This window comes from Azospirillum sp. A23, from assembly GCF_042938965.1.
GTDB classification, from domain to species: Bacteria; Pseudomonadota; Alphaproteobacteria; order Azospirillales; family Azospirillaceae; genus Azospirillum; species Azospirillum melinis.
On record NZ_CP170666.1, the window covers coordinates 1,772,620 to 1,792,230 of the forward strand.

At 68.1% G+C, this 19,611-nt stretch carries 16 protein-coding genes; 10 read left to right on the forward strand and 6 right to left on the reverse strand.

Translation table 11 applies throughout. The features are described from left to right. Positions 1–63: 63 nt before the first annotated feature. The 4 genes from ABNQ40_RS16705 to ABNQ40_RS16720 form a co-directional block, all read right to left on the reverse strand. The gene (locus ABNQ40_RS16705; RefSeq protein WP_109491014.1) at positions 64–1,029 is read right to left on the reverse strand and encodes a bifunctional 2-polyprenyl-6-hydroxyphenol methylase/3-demethylubiquinol 3-O-methyltransferase UbiG; all 966 of its coding nucleotides are present in this window, start codon (positions 1,027–1,029) and stop codon (positions 64–66) included. A 157-nt stretch (positions 1,030–1,186) separates the two neighbouring features. Beyond that, positions 1,187–2,482: an endo-1,4-beta-xylanase gene (locus ABNQ40_RS16710; protein WP_109050490.1), complete on the reverse strand. Its 1,296-nt coding sequence runs from the start codon at positions 2,480–2,482 to the stop codon at positions 1,187–1,189. Positions 2,483–2,635: 153 nt separating this feature from the next. Further along, positions 2,636–4,978, reverse strand: coding sequence for a polysaccharide biosynthesis tyrosine autokinase (locus ABNQ40_RS16715; RefSeq protein ID WP_109050489.1), 2,343 nt, complete (start codon positions 4,976–4,978; stop codon positions 2,636–2,638). A 3-nt stretch (positions 4,979–4,981) separates the two neighbouring features. After that, entirely contained in the window at positions 4,982–5,806 is an 825-nt protein-coding gene (locus tag ABNQ40_RS16720; protein WP_109050488.1) for a WecB/TagA/CpsF family glycosyltransferase, read from the reverse strand. A 422-nt stretch (positions 5,807–6,228) separates the two neighbouring features. Between ABNQ40_RS16720 and ABNQ40_RS16725 the strand changes: the two genes are divergently transcribed. Beyond that, the gene (locus tag ABNQ40_RS16725; protein ID WP_247879856.1) at positions 6,229–8,523 is read left to right on the forward strand and encodes a helicase-related protein; all 2,295 of its coding nucleotides are present in this window, start codon (positions 6,229–6,231) and stop codon (positions 8,521–8,523) included. A gap of 8 nt (positions 8,524–8,531) precedes the next feature. Here ABNQ40_RS16725 and gpmA read toward each other — a convergent pair whose 3' ends face one another. After that, positions 8,532–9,293, reverse strand: a complete 762-nt coding sequence (gene gpmA / locus ABNQ40_RS16730; RefSeq protein ID WP_109050487.1) for a 2,3-diphosphoglycerate-dependent phosphoglycerate mutase — start codon at positions 9,291–9,293, stop codon at positions 8,532–8,534. Positions 9,294–9,574: 281 nt separating this feature from the next. Between gpmA and ABNQ40_RS16735 the strand changes: the two genes are divergently transcribed. The 4 genes from ABNQ40_RS16735 (at position 9,575) to ABNQ40_RS16750 (ending at position 14,520) form a co-directional block, all read left to right on the forward strand. Next, positions 9,575–9,976, forward strand: coding sequence for a helix-turn-helix domain-containing protein (locus tag ABNQ40_RS16735; protein ID WP_109050486.1), 402 nt, complete (start codon positions 9,575–9,577; stop codon positions 9,974–9,976). A 19-nt stretch (positions 9,977–9,995) separates the two neighbouring features. Continuing rightward, positions 9,996–10,340 carry a hypothetical protein gene (locus tag ABNQ40_RS16740; protein WP_109050485.1) on the forward strand — a complete coding sequence of 115 codons (345 nt, stop codon included), beginning with the start codon at positions 9,996–9,998 and terminating at the stop codon, positions 10,338–10,340. Positions 10,341–10,894: 554 nt separating this feature from the next. Beyond that, entirely contained in the window at positions 10,895–13,162 is a 2,268-nt protein-coding gene (locus ABNQ40_RS16745; RefSeq protein WP_247879855.1) for a hybrid sensor histidine kinase/response regulator, read from the forward strand. 62 nt (positions 13,163–13,224) lie between these two features. Further along, a complete protein-coding gene (locus ABNQ40_RS16750) occupies positions 13,225–14,520 on the forward strand; it encodes a pentapeptide repeat-containing protein (protein ID WP_109050483.1) in 1,296 nt (431 codons plus the stop codon). Here the strand turns inward: ABNQ40_RS16750 and ABNQ40_RS16755 are convergent. Continuing rightward, on the reverse strand, positions 14,517–14,735 hold the full coding sequence (locus tag ABNQ40_RS16755; protein ID WP_109050482.1) for a hypothetical protein: 219 nt from the start codon (positions 14,733–14,735) through the stop codon (positions 14,517–14,519). The two genes, ABNQ40_RS16750 and ABNQ40_RS16755, sit on opposite strands and share 4 nt — an antisense overlap. 180 nt (positions 14,736–14,915) lie before the next feature. On the opposite strand from ABNQ40_RS16755, the gene ABNQ40_RS16760 reads away from it, so the two are divergent. The 5 genes from ABNQ40_RS16760 to ABNQ40_RS16780 all read left to right on the forward strand — a co-directional run bounded on the left by ABNQ40_RS16760 (position 14,916) and on the right by ABNQ40_RS16780 (position 19,605). Further along, the gene (locus tag ABNQ40_RS16760) at positions 14,916–16,517 is read left to right on the forward strand and encodes a glycosyltransferase (RefSeq protein WP_109050481.1); all 1,602 of its coding nucleotides are present in this window, start codon (positions 14,916–14,918) and stop codon (positions 16,515–16,517) included. A gap of 117 nt (positions 16,518–16,634) precedes the next feature. After that, on the forward strand, positions 16,635–17,690 hold the full coding sequence (pseI, locus tag ABNQ40_RS16765) for a pseudaminic acid synthase (protein WP_109491013.1): 1,056 nt from the start codon (positions 16,635–16,637) through the stop codon (positions 17,688–17,690). After that, the gene (locus ABNQ40_RS16770; protein WP_109050480.1) at positions 17,683–18,447 is read left to right on the forward strand and encodes a cytidylyltransferase domain-containing protein; all 765 of its coding nucleotides are present in this window, start codon (positions 17,683–17,685) and stop codon (positions 18,445–18,447) included. Before pseI ends, ABNQ40_RS16770 begins: the two co-directional genes overlap by 8 nt. A gap of 33 nt (positions 18,448–18,480) precedes the next feature. After that, positions 18,481–18,714 (forward strand): acyl carrier protein, encoded by a 234-nt coding sequence (locus ABNQ40_RS16775; protein WP_109050479.1) that lies wholly within the window; start codon positions 18,481–18,483, stop codon positions 18,712–18,714. A 135-nt stretch (positions 18,715–18,849) separates the two neighbouring features. Then, on the forward strand, positions 18,850–19,605 hold the full coding sequence (locus ABNQ40_RS16780) for an alpha/beta fold hydrolase (protein WP_247879854.1): 756 nt from the start codon (positions 18,850–18,852) through the stop codon (positions 19,603–19,605). The last annotated feature ends 6 nt before the right edge of the window (positions 19,606–19,611 follow it).

A 19,611-nucleotide genomic window follows, 5' to 3' on the forward strand; every position in this document is an offset into this window, starting at 1 on the left:
AAAGGGGCCCGGCATGTCGGTAAGTCTTTGATATAGCGCTTTTTCGTAGCGCTCAAACGGGCATCACTTGGGCTTATGGGCCACCACGAACACCTCGGGCCGGAACAGATAGAGCTGTCCAACCCTTCCGAGCTTGCGATTAAGGGTTAACGGCAACCGTCCCAAAAATGCCTCAACCAGCTTCGCATAGCCGAGATAGGCGCGGCTGGCGAAATGCAGGTTCATCCGGCGGCGCACCGCCATTGGCAGGATGTAGACGGCTTCCACGCGGCCGAAGCCGGCCTGACGCAGCATGGCTTCCGTCTCGCCCCAGCCATATTCGCGCAGGTGCATGCAGATCGGCTCGTTCAGGCCGAACACCTCCGACAGGTCTGCCGGACCGGCGTATTTGTGCGGCATGCTGAGGACGTACTTGCCGCCCGGCTTCAGGATGGTGCGGACATTCTCCATGTGGGTGAGCACGTCTTCCGGATGCATGTGCTCCACGACATGGGTGGAGATCACGCTGTCATAACGGTCGGCCGCCTCGAAACGGGCGAGGTGGATGCCGTCGCTGTTCTTCCAGGTGACGTTGGAATCCTGCTCGATCCAGGTCGCACCGCGCTCGCGCGTCACCTCGGTGGCGACGCAGCGGTAGCCGTGGCGGGCGAGGTAGCGCAGAAGCCGGGCCTTGCCCGATCCCACCTCGTAGACGTCCTGCGGCCCGCCCAGCAGCGTCAGGAAATGGCGGAAGTCGAGGTCGTCGTTGCGGGTGTGCGCATCGTCCTCCGCCTCGTTCAGCCACGGACAGCTGGTGTAGAGCGTCGTATAGGCCTGCTCGAACACGTCCCAGCGCTCGTCCGGCTTGCTGTCCAGCAGTTCGCGGGCAAGCCGCCGCTCCAGGTCCCAATGGCGCTGCACCATCTCGGCCGTCAGCGGGTAGGTCGGCGAGAGGTGGAACTTCCGCCGGTAGCGCTCGACGAGCGCATCGTCCGCCGTGCGATCGGCGGGCAGGCGATCCATCGGCAATGTGTCGGCTGTGTTCTGCACGATCGACCTCTCCATCAGATGGGTACAGGACGCATTCAGGGACTCTAAACGGGAGCGGCACCGGACGCGCGCGCGCGAACGAGAAAGTGCGCGGGCCTATCGCAGGGGGTGGACGGCACCAACGGCTTACCCCCGCGGTACGTCATCCGGGGCGCCGTCAGCCCGACCGCGCCTTGCCGGTGCGCGCCTTCTCCCGCAGCGTCTCCACCACCGCCGTGTAGAGCGGCAGGGGCCGGGAGTCCTCGTCATAGGGGGAGGGGTGGGCATCCAGGTCCGGATGCTCCCGCGCGATGAAATTCAGGTCGGAGCGCAGGTGCCACCAGCACAGTTCCTCCACCCGCGCATTATCCAGCATGTCGGCCAGATACTGCCGGGCCAGTTGGGCCATCGCCCGGTCCTTCTCCGCGCGTGACCAGGAGCGGGGCAGGCGTGTCTCGTCCACGTCCATCTCCGTCAGATGGACGGACAGGCCCAGCTTGTCGACCGCGCGCAGGAATTTGCGCATGCCGGCGCTGTCATAGGGCTTGCCGCCGATCAGGTGGCTTTGCAGGCCGAGGCCGTGGATCGGCACGCCGCGTTTCACCGCCCCGGTCAGCCAGTCGAGCAGATAGGCGCGCTTGCGCTGCTGCCAGCCCTCGTCGATCTCGATGCCGAACTCGTTCAGCACCAGCTTCGCCTTGGGGAAGGCCCTGTGCACATGGTGGAAGAAGGGATCGAGCCATTCCGGCCCCTTCTCCGCCCCGCCGGCCGCCACCCACCACATGCCGCGGCGGAAGCCGTAGCGGTCCTGTTCCTTCGGGTGGCTCTCCACCGTCTCCCAGAAGAAGACCTCGTTGGCCACGTCGATACGGTAGAAGACATCGCCGTAGCGCTGCCGCACCGCCTCCACCACGCCGGTGAAGCGCGGCCAGACATTCTCGGCGTTCAGCGTGCCGTCCGGCGAGAAATAGGCGCTTTCCGAGATGTCCAGCTCCGCCTGCCGGCCTGCCGGAAGCTTCATGTAGGGCGGCATGCCCATATGCTGCCAGATGATTGTGTGCCAGTTCGGCGTGGCGCCGATGCTGCGCGCCAGTTCGACCGCGGCGTCGAAGCGGCGCCAGTCGTAATTGCCCTCGGTGTGCTGGAAGACGCCCCATTTGCCGCCATTCTCCGGGGTGACGACATCGCATTCGCGCGCCATCAGCCGATCGAGCATCGGGTCTTCCGGATCGATGAAATGGTCGCGGGCGGCACCGTGGCGGATGCCCAGCGCACGGCAGGCCTCGCGCAGCGTCACCGTCGGCTCCGCCGCCTGCGGCTGGGTGGCGGCGGCTTCCGCTGTCGTCGGACCGCTGGCGCCACGGCAGCTCGCCAGAACCGCACCGGCGGCTGCGGTCCACAGCAGGTCGCGCCGGCTCGGGCGCCATTGGGTCGGGTACAATTTCGGGAAACCGGGCTTCGGACGTTCGGTCATGCGGAGGGGCTCTCTCTTCCTGTCGCGGGGGCCGGTCGAAGCGGCCAGCGGCCGGTTCCGGTCATGGTGAGGCCCCTCCCTCCGGGCGCCGCAGCGTCCGGAAGGAAAGGGCCTCTGGGTCGAAGGAGCTTCAGGTCACCCCGGCTTCCCGCGTTAAGGCGCGGTCCGCAGGGTGGTGTCGCCGTAGTACTTCCGGGTCGCCATGTAGCTGTTGTAGGGACCCTGGTAACCGCGCGACGCCGCCTTCTTCAGGTTCACGTCGGTCATCACGGCCACGAACTTGCTGTGGTCGATCGGACCCAGGTCGGCGACCGCCTGCAGGTCGCTGGCGGTGGTGTGGCCCCAGCGGCTGACGAACAGCACCTTGGAGGCGGCGCCGCAGACGATGCGGGCATCCGACACGGCCAGTGCCGGGGCGGTGTCGAACACCACCAGATCGAAGTGCGGCGACAGGCCGGCCATCAGGTGGATCAGGCCGTCGACGTTGAAGCGGTCCAGCGTCTCCGGCATCAGGCGGCCGGCCGGGATCATCGCATAGGGCGCGTCCTCGCTGGTGTGGACGATCTCATCCAGGGTGGCGGTGCCGGAAACCCAGTCCGACAGGCCCTTCTTGGCCGACAGGTTGAACAGGCCGTCGATGCGCGACCGGCGGAAGTCGGTGTCGACCACCACCACGCGGCGGCCGGCCTGGGCAGCGACCTGGGCGACGGCGAGGCTCATCGAGGTCTTGCCGTCCTGCGGGCGGGCCGAGGTGACGGCGATGGAGCCGACCGGACCCAGATCCGACAGGTGGTTGCGGAACAGGGCGCGCATCGATTCCGAGAACAGCGAGAACGGATGGTTCTGGAAGATCTGGTCCAGACGGCCGCGGGTGCCGCGGGTGGAGTGGTGCGGGACGATGTGGACCGTGCCCACGCCCAGGATGCGGCGGACGGCTTCCGGGGTGCGGATGCGGCGCTGGAACAGCTCGATGCCGAAGACGATGAAGACGGCGACGGCAAGCGAGGCGACGAAGCCGGCCAGCAGCATCAGGATGCGGAACGGACCCGACGGCTCATGCGGAACCTGCGGCGCCGAGACCAGCTTGACGGCGGTCGGGAAGGCGCGGTTGTCCTGCTGGGCCTGCACCTCTTCCAGACGGCCGAGCAGGCTGTCCAGCAGCTGGCGCTTGGCCTGGGCCTCGGCCTCCAGCGTGCGCAGCGGCACCGCCTCCTCGGTCATCGTCTGATAGCCGGTCTCCAGCTTGGCGATCATCGCCTTCAGGGCGTTTTCCTGCTCGATGGCGACGTTGGCCGCCTCGCGGACGCCGCCGATCTCGTGGCGGACCTCCTGCTGCAGCGAGGAGTTCGCCTCGTTCAGGCGGGCCTGGAGTTCCTGGATGCGCGGGTGCTTCGGACCGTACTGGCGCGACAGCTGGGCCAGCTCGGTGGAGATCGAGGCGACGGTTGCGCGCAGCTGGGCGACGACGGGCGAAGCGAGGCTGCCGCCGTTGCCGGCGCTGCGTTCCAGCGTCTGGGCCTGGGCGACGGCGCGGGCGCGGGTGGCGGCGGCCTCGGCCAGACGCAGGCGGGCCTGCTCAAGTTCGGTGGTGGCCATCAGGCCGTTGGTGCCGTTCTTGACCAGACCGGCTTTGAAGCGGACGGCGTCGACCTTGGTGTCGGCGGCGGCGACTTCCTTGCGCAGGGTGCCGATGCGGTCTTCCAGCCAGGCGACGGCGCTGGTGGACAGATCGCGGTCCATCTGCTGGCGGGTTTCCATGTAGCGGCGGACGACGGTGTCCACCACCTTCTGGGCGATCTCCGGGTCGCCGGCGGTGTAGCGGACCTGGATCACGCGCGACCGGCCGACGACGCCGACCTCGAGGTTGCGGCGAACGCGGTCGAGGACGCCGTCGATGCTGTCGGCGGCGCGGGTCTCGCGCAGGTGGGTGTCCTTGGTCATGTTGTCGCCATGGGCCAGAACGGCCTGGACGACGCCCGGCAGTTCCGGACCGAACACGGCGTGGGCCTGCTCGCGCGTCCAGGCGGTGGCGCGCTCGACGAAGGGCTTCGTCTCGTCGGCCTGGACCGGCGGGTTGTACTCCTGGTTCGTCGCCAGCTTCAGGTCGGTGACGGCCTGGGACAGCACGGCGGTCGACTTCAGGATTTCGATCTCGCTGAGGATCGCGCCGTCTTCCGGCGTGATCGAGTTCAGCGCCTGGTCTTCCGCGCGGACGACGCGGACCTGCCGGTTGTCGACCAGCAGAAGGGCTTCGGAGGTGTACTTGTCCTTCATCAGCGAGACGGCGAAGGCCGACAGGGAGGTCAGCGCCAGCACGATGAGGATGATCAGCGTCTTGTGCGCCGCCAGCACCCGCAGGATGAAGCGGAAGTCGGGGCCCATCGCCGGAGCGGGGCCGTCGAACTCACGCGGCGCATGGTGGCCGACCTGGGTGGGCCACGCCGGAGCCGGCGGGCCGCCGTGGCCTCCGTTGTTGATCTGGGGAAGGTTTTCCACGTCTCAAAGCTCCTTCTGGATAGGCGACCGCCGGATCGGTGACGGAGAGATCCGGGTGGAAGCGGGCGCTGCGGCGCCCGTCCCGCGGGTTCGGAGGGATGCGGCACGGCGAAGGCGAAGGGTGCTCCAGGCGAAGCCGAAGGCACCGATGCAATAGCGGCGGAACAGGCGGCGGGGCTCCTGCGCCAGACGGAAGGCCCATTCCAGGCCGGAGCGCTGGACGGCCTCGGGAGCGCGCTTGAAGCGGCCCGCCAGGAAATCGACGATGGCGCCGCCGTTGACGATCAGCACCGGATGATCCAGTGCGTGCTTCAGCTCCGCGGCGACCTGTTCCTGCTTGGGCATGCCCATGGCGAGAAGGATCACGTCGGGCCGGTTGGCCCGCGCCTGGGCGATGTAATGCTCCACCGGGTGGAAGCCGTGCTGAAGGTCGGCGTAGCGGTGCGGCGTCGCCGCCTCCAACGCGACGCGGGCGCGGTCCAGCCACGGGGTGGCCGTGCCGTAGATCGCGACCTTGCGGGGGCTGAGGGTCTTCAGCAGCAGCGGGATGAAATCGGTGCCGTTCATGTTCAGGCCGGCCGGCATGCCCAGCACCGGCAGAACCGCCTGCAACCCGATCCCGTCGCGCAGCAGCACGTCCGACGCGCCGAAGGCGGTCAGTGCCGCGTCCGACGTCATGCAGACGTTCAGCCCGTGCGCGTTCAGGAAGGACAGCACCGTCGGACGGTCGGCCGCGCCCAGCCGTTCGATCAGGGCCCGGCGCTCGCCGTCGTTCGAAATGCACCGCATGCGCTCGATCAGTTCCAGGACCTCACGAGGATTCGGCATGCGCATCTCCCAAAAAAATGAATCGGAACAAAGCATTGAACGTTACACGACCGATCTGGCGGCCGGTCCGGCTTGACCCGGTGCCGGGCCTGTCCGCCGGGCGGCGGCGGCTAACCCGTTGGGGTCGGACCACCAAACCTGCGTGGCTCTATGTGGCCGTGCCTCCCCCCTTTTCGCACGGGCGAGATCGGCGAAACGGCGACGGATTCGAATTAGCCCGGGCTTGCTCCCATCGGGGGATTCGGCTTGCCGAATCGACCGGTCAGACCCATAAAGTGAGACCCCGGCCATAAAGAGAGACCCTGGCGCTCTATGGCTGTCGTCTGAGGGCAGGGCCTGACGGCCTTGCCGGACCGGCCGCACGGCCGATATGACCGGCCGAAGCGCTTGCATCACCGGGGCAATTTCAAGAAAAGACGATCATGACCGACGACACTTCCGACAACGCCCGTTCCGGCCGTACCCCCGGCACCGCTGACGAGTTCGACCGCCGCGACGCCCTGCGCGCGGTGGCCGCCGTGGTGCGCGGCGACGGGATCGAGGTGGATGCCGACAGCACCCCGGCGCGCTGGACGGTCGCGGTCAACCATGTCGTCCAGATCCCCGGCACCGACCGCAAACTGAAGCTGCGCTTCAAGGTGGCGCTCGGCCCCCTTCCGGACATCGAGGCCGACCTGTGGGGCCTGCTGACCATCGAGGAGGGGTTCGGCCGGCCGCAGGCCAAGGCGCTGGGCAAGCGGGTCAAGGGCGCCTGCCTGTCTTCGCCCGCCATCGCCAAGGCCAAGGACCGGGTCGACGGCTGGGTCGCGTCGATGGCGCAGCGGGCGGCCGGCTTCGGCGACTCCTGGCGGCCCAAGGGCTTCGCCGACGAGCTGGGCCGCGTCGTCGGTTTCGGCGGCCGGATCCCGCGTTTGCAGACGCTGCTCGACGCGATGGAGGAGGCCTTCTCCACCGCCGCCGCCCGTGCCGGCCTGAAGGTCCGGCGGGAGCGGCTGGAAGACGCGTCCGGCATGGGCGTCTATCTCGACAGCTTCGCCACCGCCCGTGCGATGATCCGCAAGCTGCGGCTGTTCGTCGGCCCGACCAACTCGGGCAAGACCCACGCGGCGATGGACCGGCTGGCCGAGGCGGAGAGCGGCTGCTACCTCGCCCCGCTGCGTCTGCTGGCGCTGGAAGGGCAGGAGGCGCTGGAAACGCGTGGCCGGCCGTGCAGCCTCGTCACCGGCGAGGAGCGCGACGTGCGGCCGGGCGCCGGCTTCACCTCCTCCACCATCGAGATGGTGAACACCAGCAAAGTCTGGGGTGCCTGCGTCATCGACGAAATCCAGATGATCGGCGATCCCGACCGCGGCTGGGCCTGGACCCAGGCGGTGGCCGGCGTGGCGGCGCCGGAAATCCTGATGACCGGCTCCGCCGACGCCATCCCCTATGTCAAGCGCCTGGCCGACGCCATGGGCGAGGAGCTGGAGGTCGTCGAGTTCACCCGCAAGTCGCCGCTGCGCGTGCAGGAGGAGCGGGTTAAGCTGGAGGAGGTGAAGTCCGGCGACGCGCTGATCGCCTTCTCGCGCAAGGACGTGATGGCGCTCCGCCACGACCTGCTGGGCCGCAATCACAATGTCGCGGTGATCTACGGCGCCCTGTCGCCGGAGGTCCGCCGGGCCGAGGCGCGCCGTTTCCGCGAGGGCACCGCCGACGTGCTGGTGGCGACCGACGCCATCGGCATGGGGCTGAACCTGCCGGTCGCCCGCGTCGTGCTGTCCACCACCCGCAAATATGACGGGCGGGAGGAACGCGAACTGACCGCGTCGGAGATCCGCCAGATCGGTGGCCGGGCCGGCCGCTTCGGCCTGCGCGAGGAAGGCCGTGTCGCCGTGCTGGACGGCGAGAGCATCAACCCGGTTCGCCGGGCGCTGACCTCGCCGCCGGTGCCGCCGGAAGATCCGCGCTCGTGGATTTCGCCCAACCTCAGCCATGTCGAGGCCATCGCGCAGGAGCTGGACACCGACAGCCTCGCCAAGGTGCTGCGCACCGCCGGGCAGGAACTGCTGCGCGCCAACCAGACCTTCCGCATGACCGACCTGGAGCAGCGCATCCAGGCGGCAACCGCGGTGGACCGCGCCAAGCTGCCGCTGGCCCAGCGCGACATGCTGGCCCGCTGCCCCATCGACACCCGCGACCAGAACAACCTGCGCCTTCTGGGCGGCTGGGCGGTCAACCAGGGCAGGGGCATCCCCAACGCCGCCCCCGATGCCGCCGAGCGCTTCCGCCACAGCGTCGGCACCGACGTGGAGCTGGAGAAGGCCGAGCGCGCGGTGAAGGAGTTGACCGCCTACGCCTGGCTGGCTTACCGCTTTCCCGACGCTTATCCCGAAATGGATTTGTGCCAGGAGCGCCGGGCGCACCTGAACGCCTTCATCGAGCGGACGCTCGCCGAGCGCTCGCTCGCCCGCGCCTGCCCGGTCTGCGGTGCGCGGCTGAAAGCCAACCATCGATTCCGCGTCTGCGACAACTGTTACAGCAGCCGTGTCGAGGAGCACCGCGGCGGCCGGCGCGGTCCGCCGGAGCGGGGCAATGGCGAGAAGCCGGCGCACCAGCACCATTTCCACCATCCGGTGGCGAAGGAGGGCGCCCCGGCCGGTCGCGCTCCCGGCCGGAACGGGCCCCCCACCGGCCCCCGCACCGGCCGAGGCCCGAAGCGGCGTGGTGCGACACCGTAAAGGCAGGTTCAAGCCGCAGCGCTGCTGTCCTTGCCTGCCCCCTCGCGCTTCGGCCAGCCAATCTCCTCGACCGCGCCGTTCTCGCCCAGGAAGTAGCGGCGGAGCGGCGTCAGGTCGGCTCCCAGTTCATAGACCAGCGGCCGGCTGGTCGGGATCTCGAACAGCGGGATGTCCTGGTCGTCGACATTGTCCAGGTGCTTGACCAGCCCGCGCAGGCTGTTGCCGTGGGCTGACACCAGAACCCGCGCCCCCAGCCGCAGCGCCGGAGCGATCTCGTCGCGCCAGAAGGGAATGACGCGCTCGGTGGTGTCCTTCAGGCTCTCGCCGCGCGGCAGGTTCGCCTTGGCGAGCCCGGCATAGCGGCGGTCGGTGACGGCCGACCGCGGATCGTCCGGTTCGATGGCCGGCGGCGGCACGTCCCAGCTTCGCCGCCACTGGAACACCTGCTCGGCCCCATGGCGCTCCGCCGTCTCCGCCTTGTTCAGCCCTTGCAGTGCACCGTAATGCCGCTCGTTCAGGCGCCAGTGCTTGTGCACCGGCAGCCACAAGCGGTCCATGTCGCGCAGGACGAGGTGCAGCGTCTCGATTGCCCGGCTCAGCACCGAGGTGAAGGCGATGTCCACGTCGATGCCGGCCGCCTTCAGCAATTCGGCAGCTTTGTGGGTCTCGGCGATGCCGTGGTCGGTCAGGCCGACGTCGGTCCAGCCGGTGAAGCGGTCTTCCGCATTCCACACGCTCTGGCCATGGCGCAACAGAATCAGTCGGTGCATGGCGGCTCTCCCTTCCAACTCCGGCACTCCATCGCCGGGCACATGAGAGTTGAAACAGGGCTGTAACTGAGCCGGTTCCCGCGACAAAACGGCGCAGCATCGGGCGGTCCTGGGTCGGCGGCGGGCACCTTGCGGTTTCAATCCGATTTCATGATTGCTTCCACAGACACCAATTATGTCAGCGGCGAAATCGTGGCGACATACGCGAACAATAATCCTGCGGTACGGTCACCTCATTCGAACATGCCGGCCTCGCCGGCCACAGCGGAAGGGAAGGGCCGATGACGCAACCGAACACGGAATCGCAGACTTCATCCGGCACCGCGGGCCTGCGGGGCGCAACGCCGAACCATTCCGATTATCGCCCCAGCAACCTGACAACCTTGCGTACCGAGGCCACGATGCTGCATCATCATGACGTCATCTCCAGAGCCGTTTCGACCGACCGCGAGATCACTCTGGAGGCGCTTCGTGTGTTCACCTATCTGAGCCGGAGGCTCCATTTCGATCGCTCCGTTCCGGTGCTCCAGTCCGAACTGGCTGATGCGCTGGGCATGCAGCGGCCCAATGTGAACCGGGCCATCAAGCTGCTGGAAACCAAGCAGATCCTTCTGCGGGAATCCAAACTGGGGCGCGCGATCACGTTCCGGTTGAATCCGGGACTGGAGGGCGGCCGGGCGTGAGTGTTTGGTCAGGGATGGAATGATCGTCGAGACACGTGAACTGTACTTCACCAATTCCGCCCTGAAGAAAGCCCTCGCCTGGTACCAGAAGGCTCCGAACCAGACGGATCTGCCGCTGGGCGTCGTCACCACGGTGACGCCAACCTCCGATGGCGGTCTGTCGGTCCAAATCCAGCAAAGCGGCGCCTCCAGATCGCGGGAGGTTGTCTTCACCCCCAGCAAGACGCTGGCGCTGCTTCTGCTGTTCTGCCGCCGCCAGAAAGTCCCGATCCCCCGCGATGCCGGCAAGGAGATCGAGGCGGCGGATGACGGCCTGATCCTCATCGTGCGTGGCGAGACGCAGACGTCCGCACCCCCTCCCTGATTTGACCGTCCCGTTCTTACGACGCCGCCGCGCCTCCCGCGCGGGCGGCCCATTTGCGTTTCCGACGCCTGGACCGCAACCGGCAAAAGTGGCGGCGTACTTTATCTAAAGTAGTGAACAAGCTCGCAATCGCGGTCGGAGCTTTCCACGGTTCCGCTCAACCTGCCTTGACCTAATGGGCAGGTGATTACGATGTTGGTCATAGTCGCCAAGACTGATCGCGTGACATTTCTTCCTGTGATATTGTTCCTCTGGCTAATGGAGCTAAGCTTTAGTTCCAAACCGTCAACCGAACGGGGAACTGCGGGTTGATTTGTCATTCGAACATTCGGAAAAGTTGAAACTTAATCTTGGCTGCTTCGCCCGTCTCGATTGGCATCCCAGTCGCTGGCGATCCGGCCGCTCTCCTGTCACCCGCCCAGTTCCGCCACCGCCCAGGATTTCCCGCCGATGACCGTCACCGACCAGTCGCCGCCGCTTTGGAAGGAGCTTCGGCATCGTCTGCCGCTGATCCAGCCAATGCCCGTGTGACCGGGCCGATGTCATCGCCACAGATGCCTCCGTCTTCCCTGTCGTTAGCCGCCGGCCCCGGCCGTCTCGCCGCCTCTCCACGGATGCTGGTCGCCTTCCTGTGCGCCATGCTGGCGCTGCTGGGGACGGCCTCCTGGGCCGCCGTCACCGCGCTCGACTATCGTGACACGCTCGACCGGGCCGAGAAGGACGCACGGGAAGCGGCCATCCTGTTCGACAGCCATGCGCGCGGCGTGCTGGATTCCAGTGTCGGCCTGCTGGAGCAAGTCGCCGGCCGGATGGACGGACGTGGCCTGGCCTCCTGGGGACAGCGCACGTTGCCCGAGGCGATGGCTGTGGAGCGCAACGGCCGCGTCACGCTGCTCAGTGCCGACGGGACGGCGCTCTACGGTCCCACCGTCGCCTTCGCCGAGCCGGAAACCAGCGACGGCCTGTCGCTTCTGGTCCGTCCCTTATCGGCGGAGGAGGAACGTCGGATCCTGCCGGCCTTCGGGCATGTGGCGGGGCAGCCGGCCATTCTTCTCGCCCGCCGCATCCACACTGCGGCGGGCGTTTTCGACGGTGCGATCCTGGTGGCCGTGCCGCTGGCGGCCCTGGAGCCGATGCTGAAACCCTTCGACGCGAGCGCCCGCTCGGTCGGTCTGTACCGCCCCGACGGCGTCCGCCTCGCCGGCGCGGGTGCTCCATCGCTCGGCCCGCTGCCACGGCTCGAAGCCGGAACCATCCGGGTCGATGCGAAATGGATGGTGAACGGCAAGCCCTCGATTCTCGGATTGAAGCGGATGGCCGGCCTGCCGGTCCTGTCGGTGGTGACGATCCCGCGCACCAGCGTGCTGGATCCCTGGTATGTCCGGATGGAGCGCGGTCTTATCGTGGTGGTTGCCGGCGTCGCCGCATTGGCAGGCCTCTCCCTGCTCGGCGCCGCCAGCCTGCAACGGGAGGCGCTGGCCCGTCAGGCCCTGACGGAGGCGAACGCCCAGCTTGAACAGGCCAATGTCCAGCTGGAGCAGCGGGTGGAGGAGCGCACCGCAGCACTCAGCGCCCTCAACGTGAAGCTGAGCCGCGCGCTGGAGGAAAAGGAACGGGCCAATCAGGCGAAGGGCCGTTTCCTGTCGGCTGCCAATCATGATTTGCGTCAGCCTTTCCAGGCCTTGCGGCTTTTTCATCATATTCTGATGGAACGCCTCGCCAACACCCGCGACCATGCCATCGCCGAGAAGATGGGCGAGGCTTTGGACGCCGGCGAGAAGCTTCTGCATGCTCTGCTGGAGGTGGCGACGCTGGATGCCGGCGTGGTGCGGCCGCAGTTGGCCGACGTGCCGGTGTCGGCGGTGTTCGAGGATCTGCTGGCCGAATTCCGCGGCATGGCGGCGGAAAAGGGGCTGGTCCTGCGCGCAATGCCCACCCGGATGGTGATCCGGACCGACCGCACGCTGCTGACCCGAATGCTGGGCGATCTGGTGCGCAACGCCATCCGCTTCACCGACGAGGGCCGCGTCACCATCGGCTGCCGCCATCAGGGCAGCCGTCAGGGCCGGTGGCTGCGCGTAGAAGTGTGGGACACTGGAACCGGCATCCCGCCAGAACAGCTCGACAACATCTTCGAGGATTTCGTCCAGCTCGGCAATCCGGAGCGCGACCGCCGCCAGGGTCTCGGCCTCGGCCTCGCCAAGGTGCGTCGCAAGGCGGCACTCCTGGGCCACGCGGTGGAGGTCCGGTCGCATCAGGGCCGCGGTTCGGTCTTCGCGGTCAGCGTGCCGGTGGTCGGAACCGAACGGGTGTCGACCGCGGCGCCGGTGCAGGACGCCGATCCGGTGGTGGCCGGCGACCGGTTGATCCTGGTGGTGGAGGATGACCCGATCCAGCGCGATGCCGTGCGGCTGCTGCTGGAAAGCTGGGACTATCGCGTTGTCGTCGCGGATGAGGGCGAGACTGCGCTGGCGCTGATCGGCGGGGCCAGGCTCCAGGCCGGCTCCCCAAAGGCCGGCTCCATGCCCGACACGACCGTTCCCGACCTCATTGTCAGCGATTTCCGCCTGCCGGGCCGGCTGACCGGCGTGCAGATGGTGGCGAAGGTGGGGGAGCGGCTGGGCCGTCCGGTGCCCGGCCTGATCCTGACGGGCGACACCGCGCCCGAACGCATCCGCGAGGCCGTCGCCACCGGCTGCCGGCTTCTGCACAAGCCGGTGTCGCCGGAGGAGTTGCGCGGCGTCATCGCCTCCATCCTGTCGGAACGGGGCCGTCCGGCCGACGGCGGGGAACCGGCCATGGAGAACGAGTCCGCGGCATGAGTTAACCCTTTCTGAAGTTGGCCTGCCGCACACTGGTGCCGGGAAAGGGAGTTCACGGGACCATGGTGCAGAATCGCACGCTCAGGCGCCTCGATCAGGCGCAGCTCGATCAGGCGGTGCGGAAACACGAGATGTTCCGCAATGCCCGTGTCGGTGGGGCGCGTGCAAACCTGTCTTTCTGCGATCTGTCCGGCCTGGATTTATCGGGACGCGATCTGGCCCATGCCGATTTCGTCGGCGCCAGCCTGCGCGGCGCCGACCTGTCCGGTGCGCGGCTCGACTGTGCTTCCTTCTTCGTCGCCGACCTGCGGCAGACCAATTTCGACGGGGCCAGCCTGATCAAGACCGACCTGCGCGGCGCCTGTCTGCGTGGCGCCATCCTGGTCGGCGCCAACCTGTTCGAGGCGGATCTGCGCGACGGCTCCCTGGCCGAGAAGGACCGCTCCGGCCATCTGCACATGGTGCAGATCGAGTCCAGCCCGGCGGAAGCCGACGGTGCCGACCTGTCCGGGGCCAACCTGACCAACGCCCGGATGTCGGGCATCATGGCGGTCCATACCGACTTCTCGGACGCGGTGATGCGCGGGTGCAAGCTGGTGCGGGCGACCATGCGCGGCGCCAATTTCACCGGCTCCAACCTGGAAGGAGCCGACCTGTCCGGCGCCGATCTGCGCGGCGCCTGCCTGCGCGGCGCGGTACTGACCGGCGCCACCATGGTGATGGCCGACCTCACCGACGCCGACGTGGAAGAGGCGCTGACCGACAAGCCGGTCGGCCGGGTGGTGGCGGAACTGGGGCGATCCCTGGAAGACCTGCTGGCCGACCATATGACCTGGGTGGGGTCGAGCGGGGCACAGGGCGCGATGCTCGACCTGTCCGGTTTCGACCTGCGCCATGCGCCGTCGCTGGCTCACATGTGCCTGACCATGCTGCGCGCGGCCGGCGCGACGCTCTACGGCCTGGACCTCTCCGGCGTGCAGATGCAGGCCGCGGTGCTGGACCGCGCCGACATGCGCGGCGCTAAGCTGACGGACGGCGACCTGCGCGGCATCAGCCTGCGGAACGCCAAGCTGAACAATGCCGACCTGCGCAACGTCAACCTGCGCCCCCTGGTGTTCGACGAGCAGCGGTCCCGTCCGGCCGACCTGTCGGGGGCGAAGCTGCGTTATGCCGATCTCAGCGGCGCCTGCCTGCGGTCGGTCAATCTCGGCAATGCCGACCTGTCCTTCGCCAACCTGCGCGGCTGCGACCTCGCCAGGACCGATCTGACCGGTGCCAAGCTGTTCGGCGCCAAGCTCGAACGCCGCGCCCTGAACGAGGGGGTGATCCTGGACGGCGTCGCCGGGCTGAAGACTTAGGCGGCCGTCCGCGACAGCTTCCGGGTCAGCCGGCGCAATTCCAGGGCGGCCCGGTCGGCGATGCGCTGCGCCTCCACCAGCACGCCGGTGAGGTCGCCGACCTCCGGCGCGATCTCGCCCGCGGCATCGGACATCGCGTCCAGTTCGGCGGCGGCCTTTTCGATCAGCCCGGTCACGACGCCGGCGGCACCGGTGGTGGAGTCGAAGCCAGTCATCCCAGTTACCCTTTTAAAAATAAGGTTATTAGGAGTGTGTCGCAATCCGCCGCCTTGTGCAACGGCTTCTGCCGCGCTGCACACATCACCCATGGATTGCCGCAGGCAGTGCCTGCTTGCACGGCCTGCGGTGGCGGCGGTACACACGGGAAGGCTGCCTGGAGTGGAAAGGTCAAGACGATGCCGGGAACGGTTCCATCCGACCGCGTGACCGCGGCCGCCGCCGCCCTGACGGTCTTTCTCACCGACCGGCAAATCGACGCCGGCAAGCTCAACCGCTTCACCGCGCTCTGCGACGAGATCCGCCGGACCATGGAGTTCGACGACCGGATGGAGCTTGCCGAACGGCTTGAGCGCGACGTGCCGGTGAACGACACGATCCGGCTGCGTTCCGTGCTGTTCCATCTGACCGGCGATCTCTATCACCTGGAGCGCATCCTTCACTACCTGATCCTGGGCGGCGACAGCGCCGATCCGGCGGCGCTGCATTACACCCACTGGTGCATCTCGCGGCAGCTGTTCCTGGGAACCGCCAGCGGCGAGAAGATGGCGACCTTCGTCGCCTGCGACCTGTTCCGCTATTACACGGCGATGGTCAGGCAGATCGCGCGGCGCTGGGGGCTGACACCGGCGCGGGCGGCCTTTCGCGACGGGCCGATCCGCCGCGTCGCGGTGGTGACCAACCAGTTCACCAACCAGGGGCATCAGCCGACCCGCGACTGTTTCGACTTCGCCGCCCGCATGCAGGACGATTTCGGGCTGGACGTCGCCATCATCAACGTCAACGGCATGCCCGCCAGGGTCGAGAATGTCTTCGTCCCGCCGATGGTGGCGGAGGTCGCGGCCGATCTGGAAGGCGTCTACGCATTGAAGATGTTCGGCCGGCAGGTGAAGGTCGCCTCCTTCACCGAGCCGGCCTTCAGCCAGGACAAGCTGCGCGTCATCGTCGAGGCCATCGACGGCTACGATCCGGATCTCATCGTCGCCTTCGGCGGGTCCAACATCGTGGCCGACCTGTACGCGGAGGCCGATGCCCGGCCGGTGGTCGCCATCCCCACCACCTCCAGCATTACCGTCTCGCTCGCCCACATCGTGCTGGGGTACGAGGAGAACGACCACACCCGCTCCATCCCGGCGCTCTACCGGGCGCCGTTCGCCCGCCGTTTCCGCCCCTTCACCTTCGGCTTCACGCCGCCGCCGTCCGACGGCAAGCGCGTCGAAACCGGCTTCCCCGACGACACTGTCCTCTTTGCGGTGGTCGGCACCCGCCTGGACCTGGAGGTGGGGGCGGAAACCCTGGAACTGTTCGACGAGGTTCTGGAGCGCTGCCCGGACAGCGCGCTGGTCTTCGCCGGGGAAGTGAAGGAACTGCCGGGCCGCCTTGCCGCCTTGCGCAATCGGGGACGCATGCGCTGCCTCGGCCATCTCCCCGACATCCGCGCCTTCTATGCCCGCTGCCACGTCTTCCTCAATCCGCCGCGCCAGGGTGGCGGCGGCGGCGCCTCCTATGCCCTGGCGGAGGGGGTGCCGGTGATCAGCTATGGTTCGGGCGATGTCGCCAGCAATGCCGGCCCGGCGTTCTGCGTGTCCGACCGCGATGCCTATCTGGCGCGTGCCGTGACGCTCGCCACCGATGCCGAGGCCCTCGCCGAGGCCAGGCTTGCGGCCAAGGCGCGCTTCGTCAAGATCGGCGACCGCACCCGCTGCGTCGAACGGCTGCTCGCCTATGGCGAGGAAGCGCGGACCCTGCTGCGCGGCGGCGGACCGGCCACCGGAAATTAACCTTCCTTCATGATTTCGTGAAAGACTGGGTCCGTCAGACCGATCCGATTGGAAAACCTGCCCGTGTCGAATGCCGCTCCAGGCCATGCCAACGGCCGTCTCCCCAGCCGACCGCCGATGTCCATCGCGGGGCGCCCAATCGGCCAGGGGCATCCGCCCTACCTGATCGCGGAGATGTCGGGGAACCACAATGGCGACCTCGGCCGTGCCCTGGCGCTGGTGGATGCGGCGAAGGAGGCGGGGGCCGACGCGGTCAAGCTGCAGACCTACACCGCCGACACCATCACCATCGCCCATGACGGTCCCGGCTTCCGGCTGGAGGGTGGGCTCTGGAATGGACGCACCCTGCATGACCTCTACCGCGAGGCGCATACCCCGTGGGACTGGCACGCCCCCCTGTTCGAGCGGGCACGGTCGCTCGGGCTGACCATCTTCAGTTCTCCTTTCGACGAGACCGCCATCGAACTGCTGGAGGAACTTGACACCCCGGCCTTCAAGATCGCCTCCTTCGAGGTGATCGACCTTCCCCTGATCCGCCGTGCCGCACGGTCCGGCAAGCCGCTGATCATCTCCACCGGCCTTGCCACGCTGGGAGAGATCGAGGAGGCGGTGGCCGCGGCGGGCGATGTCCCGCTCGCCCTGCTGCACTGCGTCAGCGGCTATCCCACTCCGCCGGAAGACTGCAACCTTCGGACGATCACTCATCTGGCCGAGGCTTTCGACGGTGTCACCGCCGGTCTGTCCGACCACAGCCAGGGCATCGCCGTGCCGGTCGCCGCCGCGGTGATGGGAGCGACGGTGATCGAGAAGCACTTCACCCTGTCGCGCGCCGACGGCGGTGTCGACAGCGCCTTTTCGCTGGAGCCGGCGGAGTTCAGGGCGATGGCCGACGCCGTGCGCACGGCGACCGCCGCCATGGGCTGCGTCGATTACGGGGTGAAGCCCAGCGAGGCCGGTGGTCGCGACTATCGCCGTTCCCTCTTTGTCGTTGCCGACGTGGAGGCGGGGGAGCCGCTGACCGCCGCCAATGTCCGTTCCATCCGCCCCGGCTTCGGGATGGCGCCCAAGCATCTGCCGGAAGTGCTGGGCCGCCGCGCCGTCCGCCGCCTTCGCCGGGGCGAACCGCTGGGCTGGGACATGCTGGCGCCTCCAGGGGAGGGGCCGCATGGCTAAGCCTCCGAACGGGCAGAAGATCGTCGCCATCTCGCAGGCGCGCATGACCTCGACCCGGCTGCCGGGTAAGGTGCTGATGCCGGCCGCCGGCCGTCCGCTGCTGGCCCATCATCTGGAGCGGCTGTCCCGCACGCCCGGCCTGGATGCGGTGGTGCTGGCGACGACGGTGAATGCCACCGACGACCCGGTGGTGGAGTGCGCGCAGGGACTTGGCGTCGCCGTTTTTCGCGGCGACGAGCAGGATGTGCTGGGCCGCTTCGCCGGCGCGGCCGCGCTGGCCGACGCCGATCTGGTGGTCCGCGTCACCGCCGACTGTCCGCTGATCGACCCGGCACTGGTCGGCCGGCTGATCGCCGCCTTTCAGGACGGCCAGCCGCTGGACTATTTGTCGATCGACAGCACACGCTATCCGCGCGGCCTGGACGCCGAGATCTTTCCGCGCCGTCTGCTGGACGAGGCGGCGGTGAACGCCACCGACCCGGCGGAGCGGGAGCACGTCACCCCCTACCTATACCTCCGCCCCGACCGTTTCCGGCTGGGGACGGAGCTGGTGCCCGACCTGCCGCTGGACAGCGATCTGGAAGGTCAGCGCTGGTGCGTGGATGAACCCGCCGACTATGAACTGGTGCGCCGCCTGCTGGAAGCGCTCTTGCCGGTCAACCCCGTCTTCGGCTGGCAGGATTGTTGCAAAACTCTTCGTGACCACCCCGATTGGGTGGACATCAACCGCTCGGTCCGGCAAAAGTCGCTGCACTGACCCGGTGCCGGTTCGACCAAGGAGAAAAAACAGATGAATCGCAACGAATTCCTTCTCGCTCTTGACGAGATGCTCGAACTGGATCCCGGCACGCTGACCGGCGACGAGGCCCTGGAATCGCTGGAGGCCTGGGATTCGTTGGCGGTCATCAGCTTCATCGCGCTGGTGGACGAGAAGACCGGCGTCGTGGTCGAGGGCGAGAAACTGGCCAAGGCCAAGACGGTCGGCGACCTGCTGGCCCTGGCGGGTGCGCCGGTCGCGGCCTGAGCGGTGCCCGTTTCCCGGCCTGTTTCAGCCCGCCCCGTTTCGGCCGGCCCTGTTTCGGAAGGAAGCCGTCTGCGCGCCGGTGTCGCCACCGTCGCCGGCGGCCCTGCCGCTTATCTTTCGGTGGGCAGCGGCGGCGTGCCCGTGCTGCTTTTGCATGGCTTTGCCGGCGACCGCCTGACCTGGCAGTTCAATCTGTCGGCCCTGTCGGCCCGGCGGCGTGCCATCGCCGTCGACCTGCCGGGCCATGGCGGATCGACGCCCGATGTCGGCAGCGGCCTGGTTTCCGACTTCGCGCCGTGGCTGCTCGAATTCCTCGACGGGCTGGAATTGCCGCGCGTGCATGTGGTCGGCCATTCGATGGGCGGCTATGTCGCGCGCGAACTCGCCACGGTGGCGCCCGACCGGGTGGCGAGCCTGACCCTGCTGTCGAGCGCCGGCCTGGGCACGGCATTCGACCTGGGCTTCCTGCAGCGGGCCATAGCCCCCGCCGATGCGGCGGAAGGACGCGCCTGCGCCGAACGGCTGTTCGCCGGCCCCTCGCCGCTGATTCCCCGCTTCGGCGAGGTGCTGCACGCGCAGGGCGCCGACCCGGTCCGCCGCGCCGGATTGGAGCGCATCGTCGCGGAGTCCTTCGCCGCCCATGCCGGTGGCGGACCGCCGGTGGACTGGAGCGCCTATCCGATGCCGATCCAGGTGCTGTGGGGCCGCGAAGACCGCATCATCCCGATGCCGCCGGCCGACTGGCTGCCGCCGGCCGCACTCTACCGGGTGTTCGACAATGCCGGCCACCTGCCGCATATCGAGGCCGCCAGCCCGGTGACCGCCGCCATCCGCAGCTTTCTGGACGGCTGCGATGACGGTCAAGCCCGGCCGTCCGATCCGTTGAGTTGAAAAGAC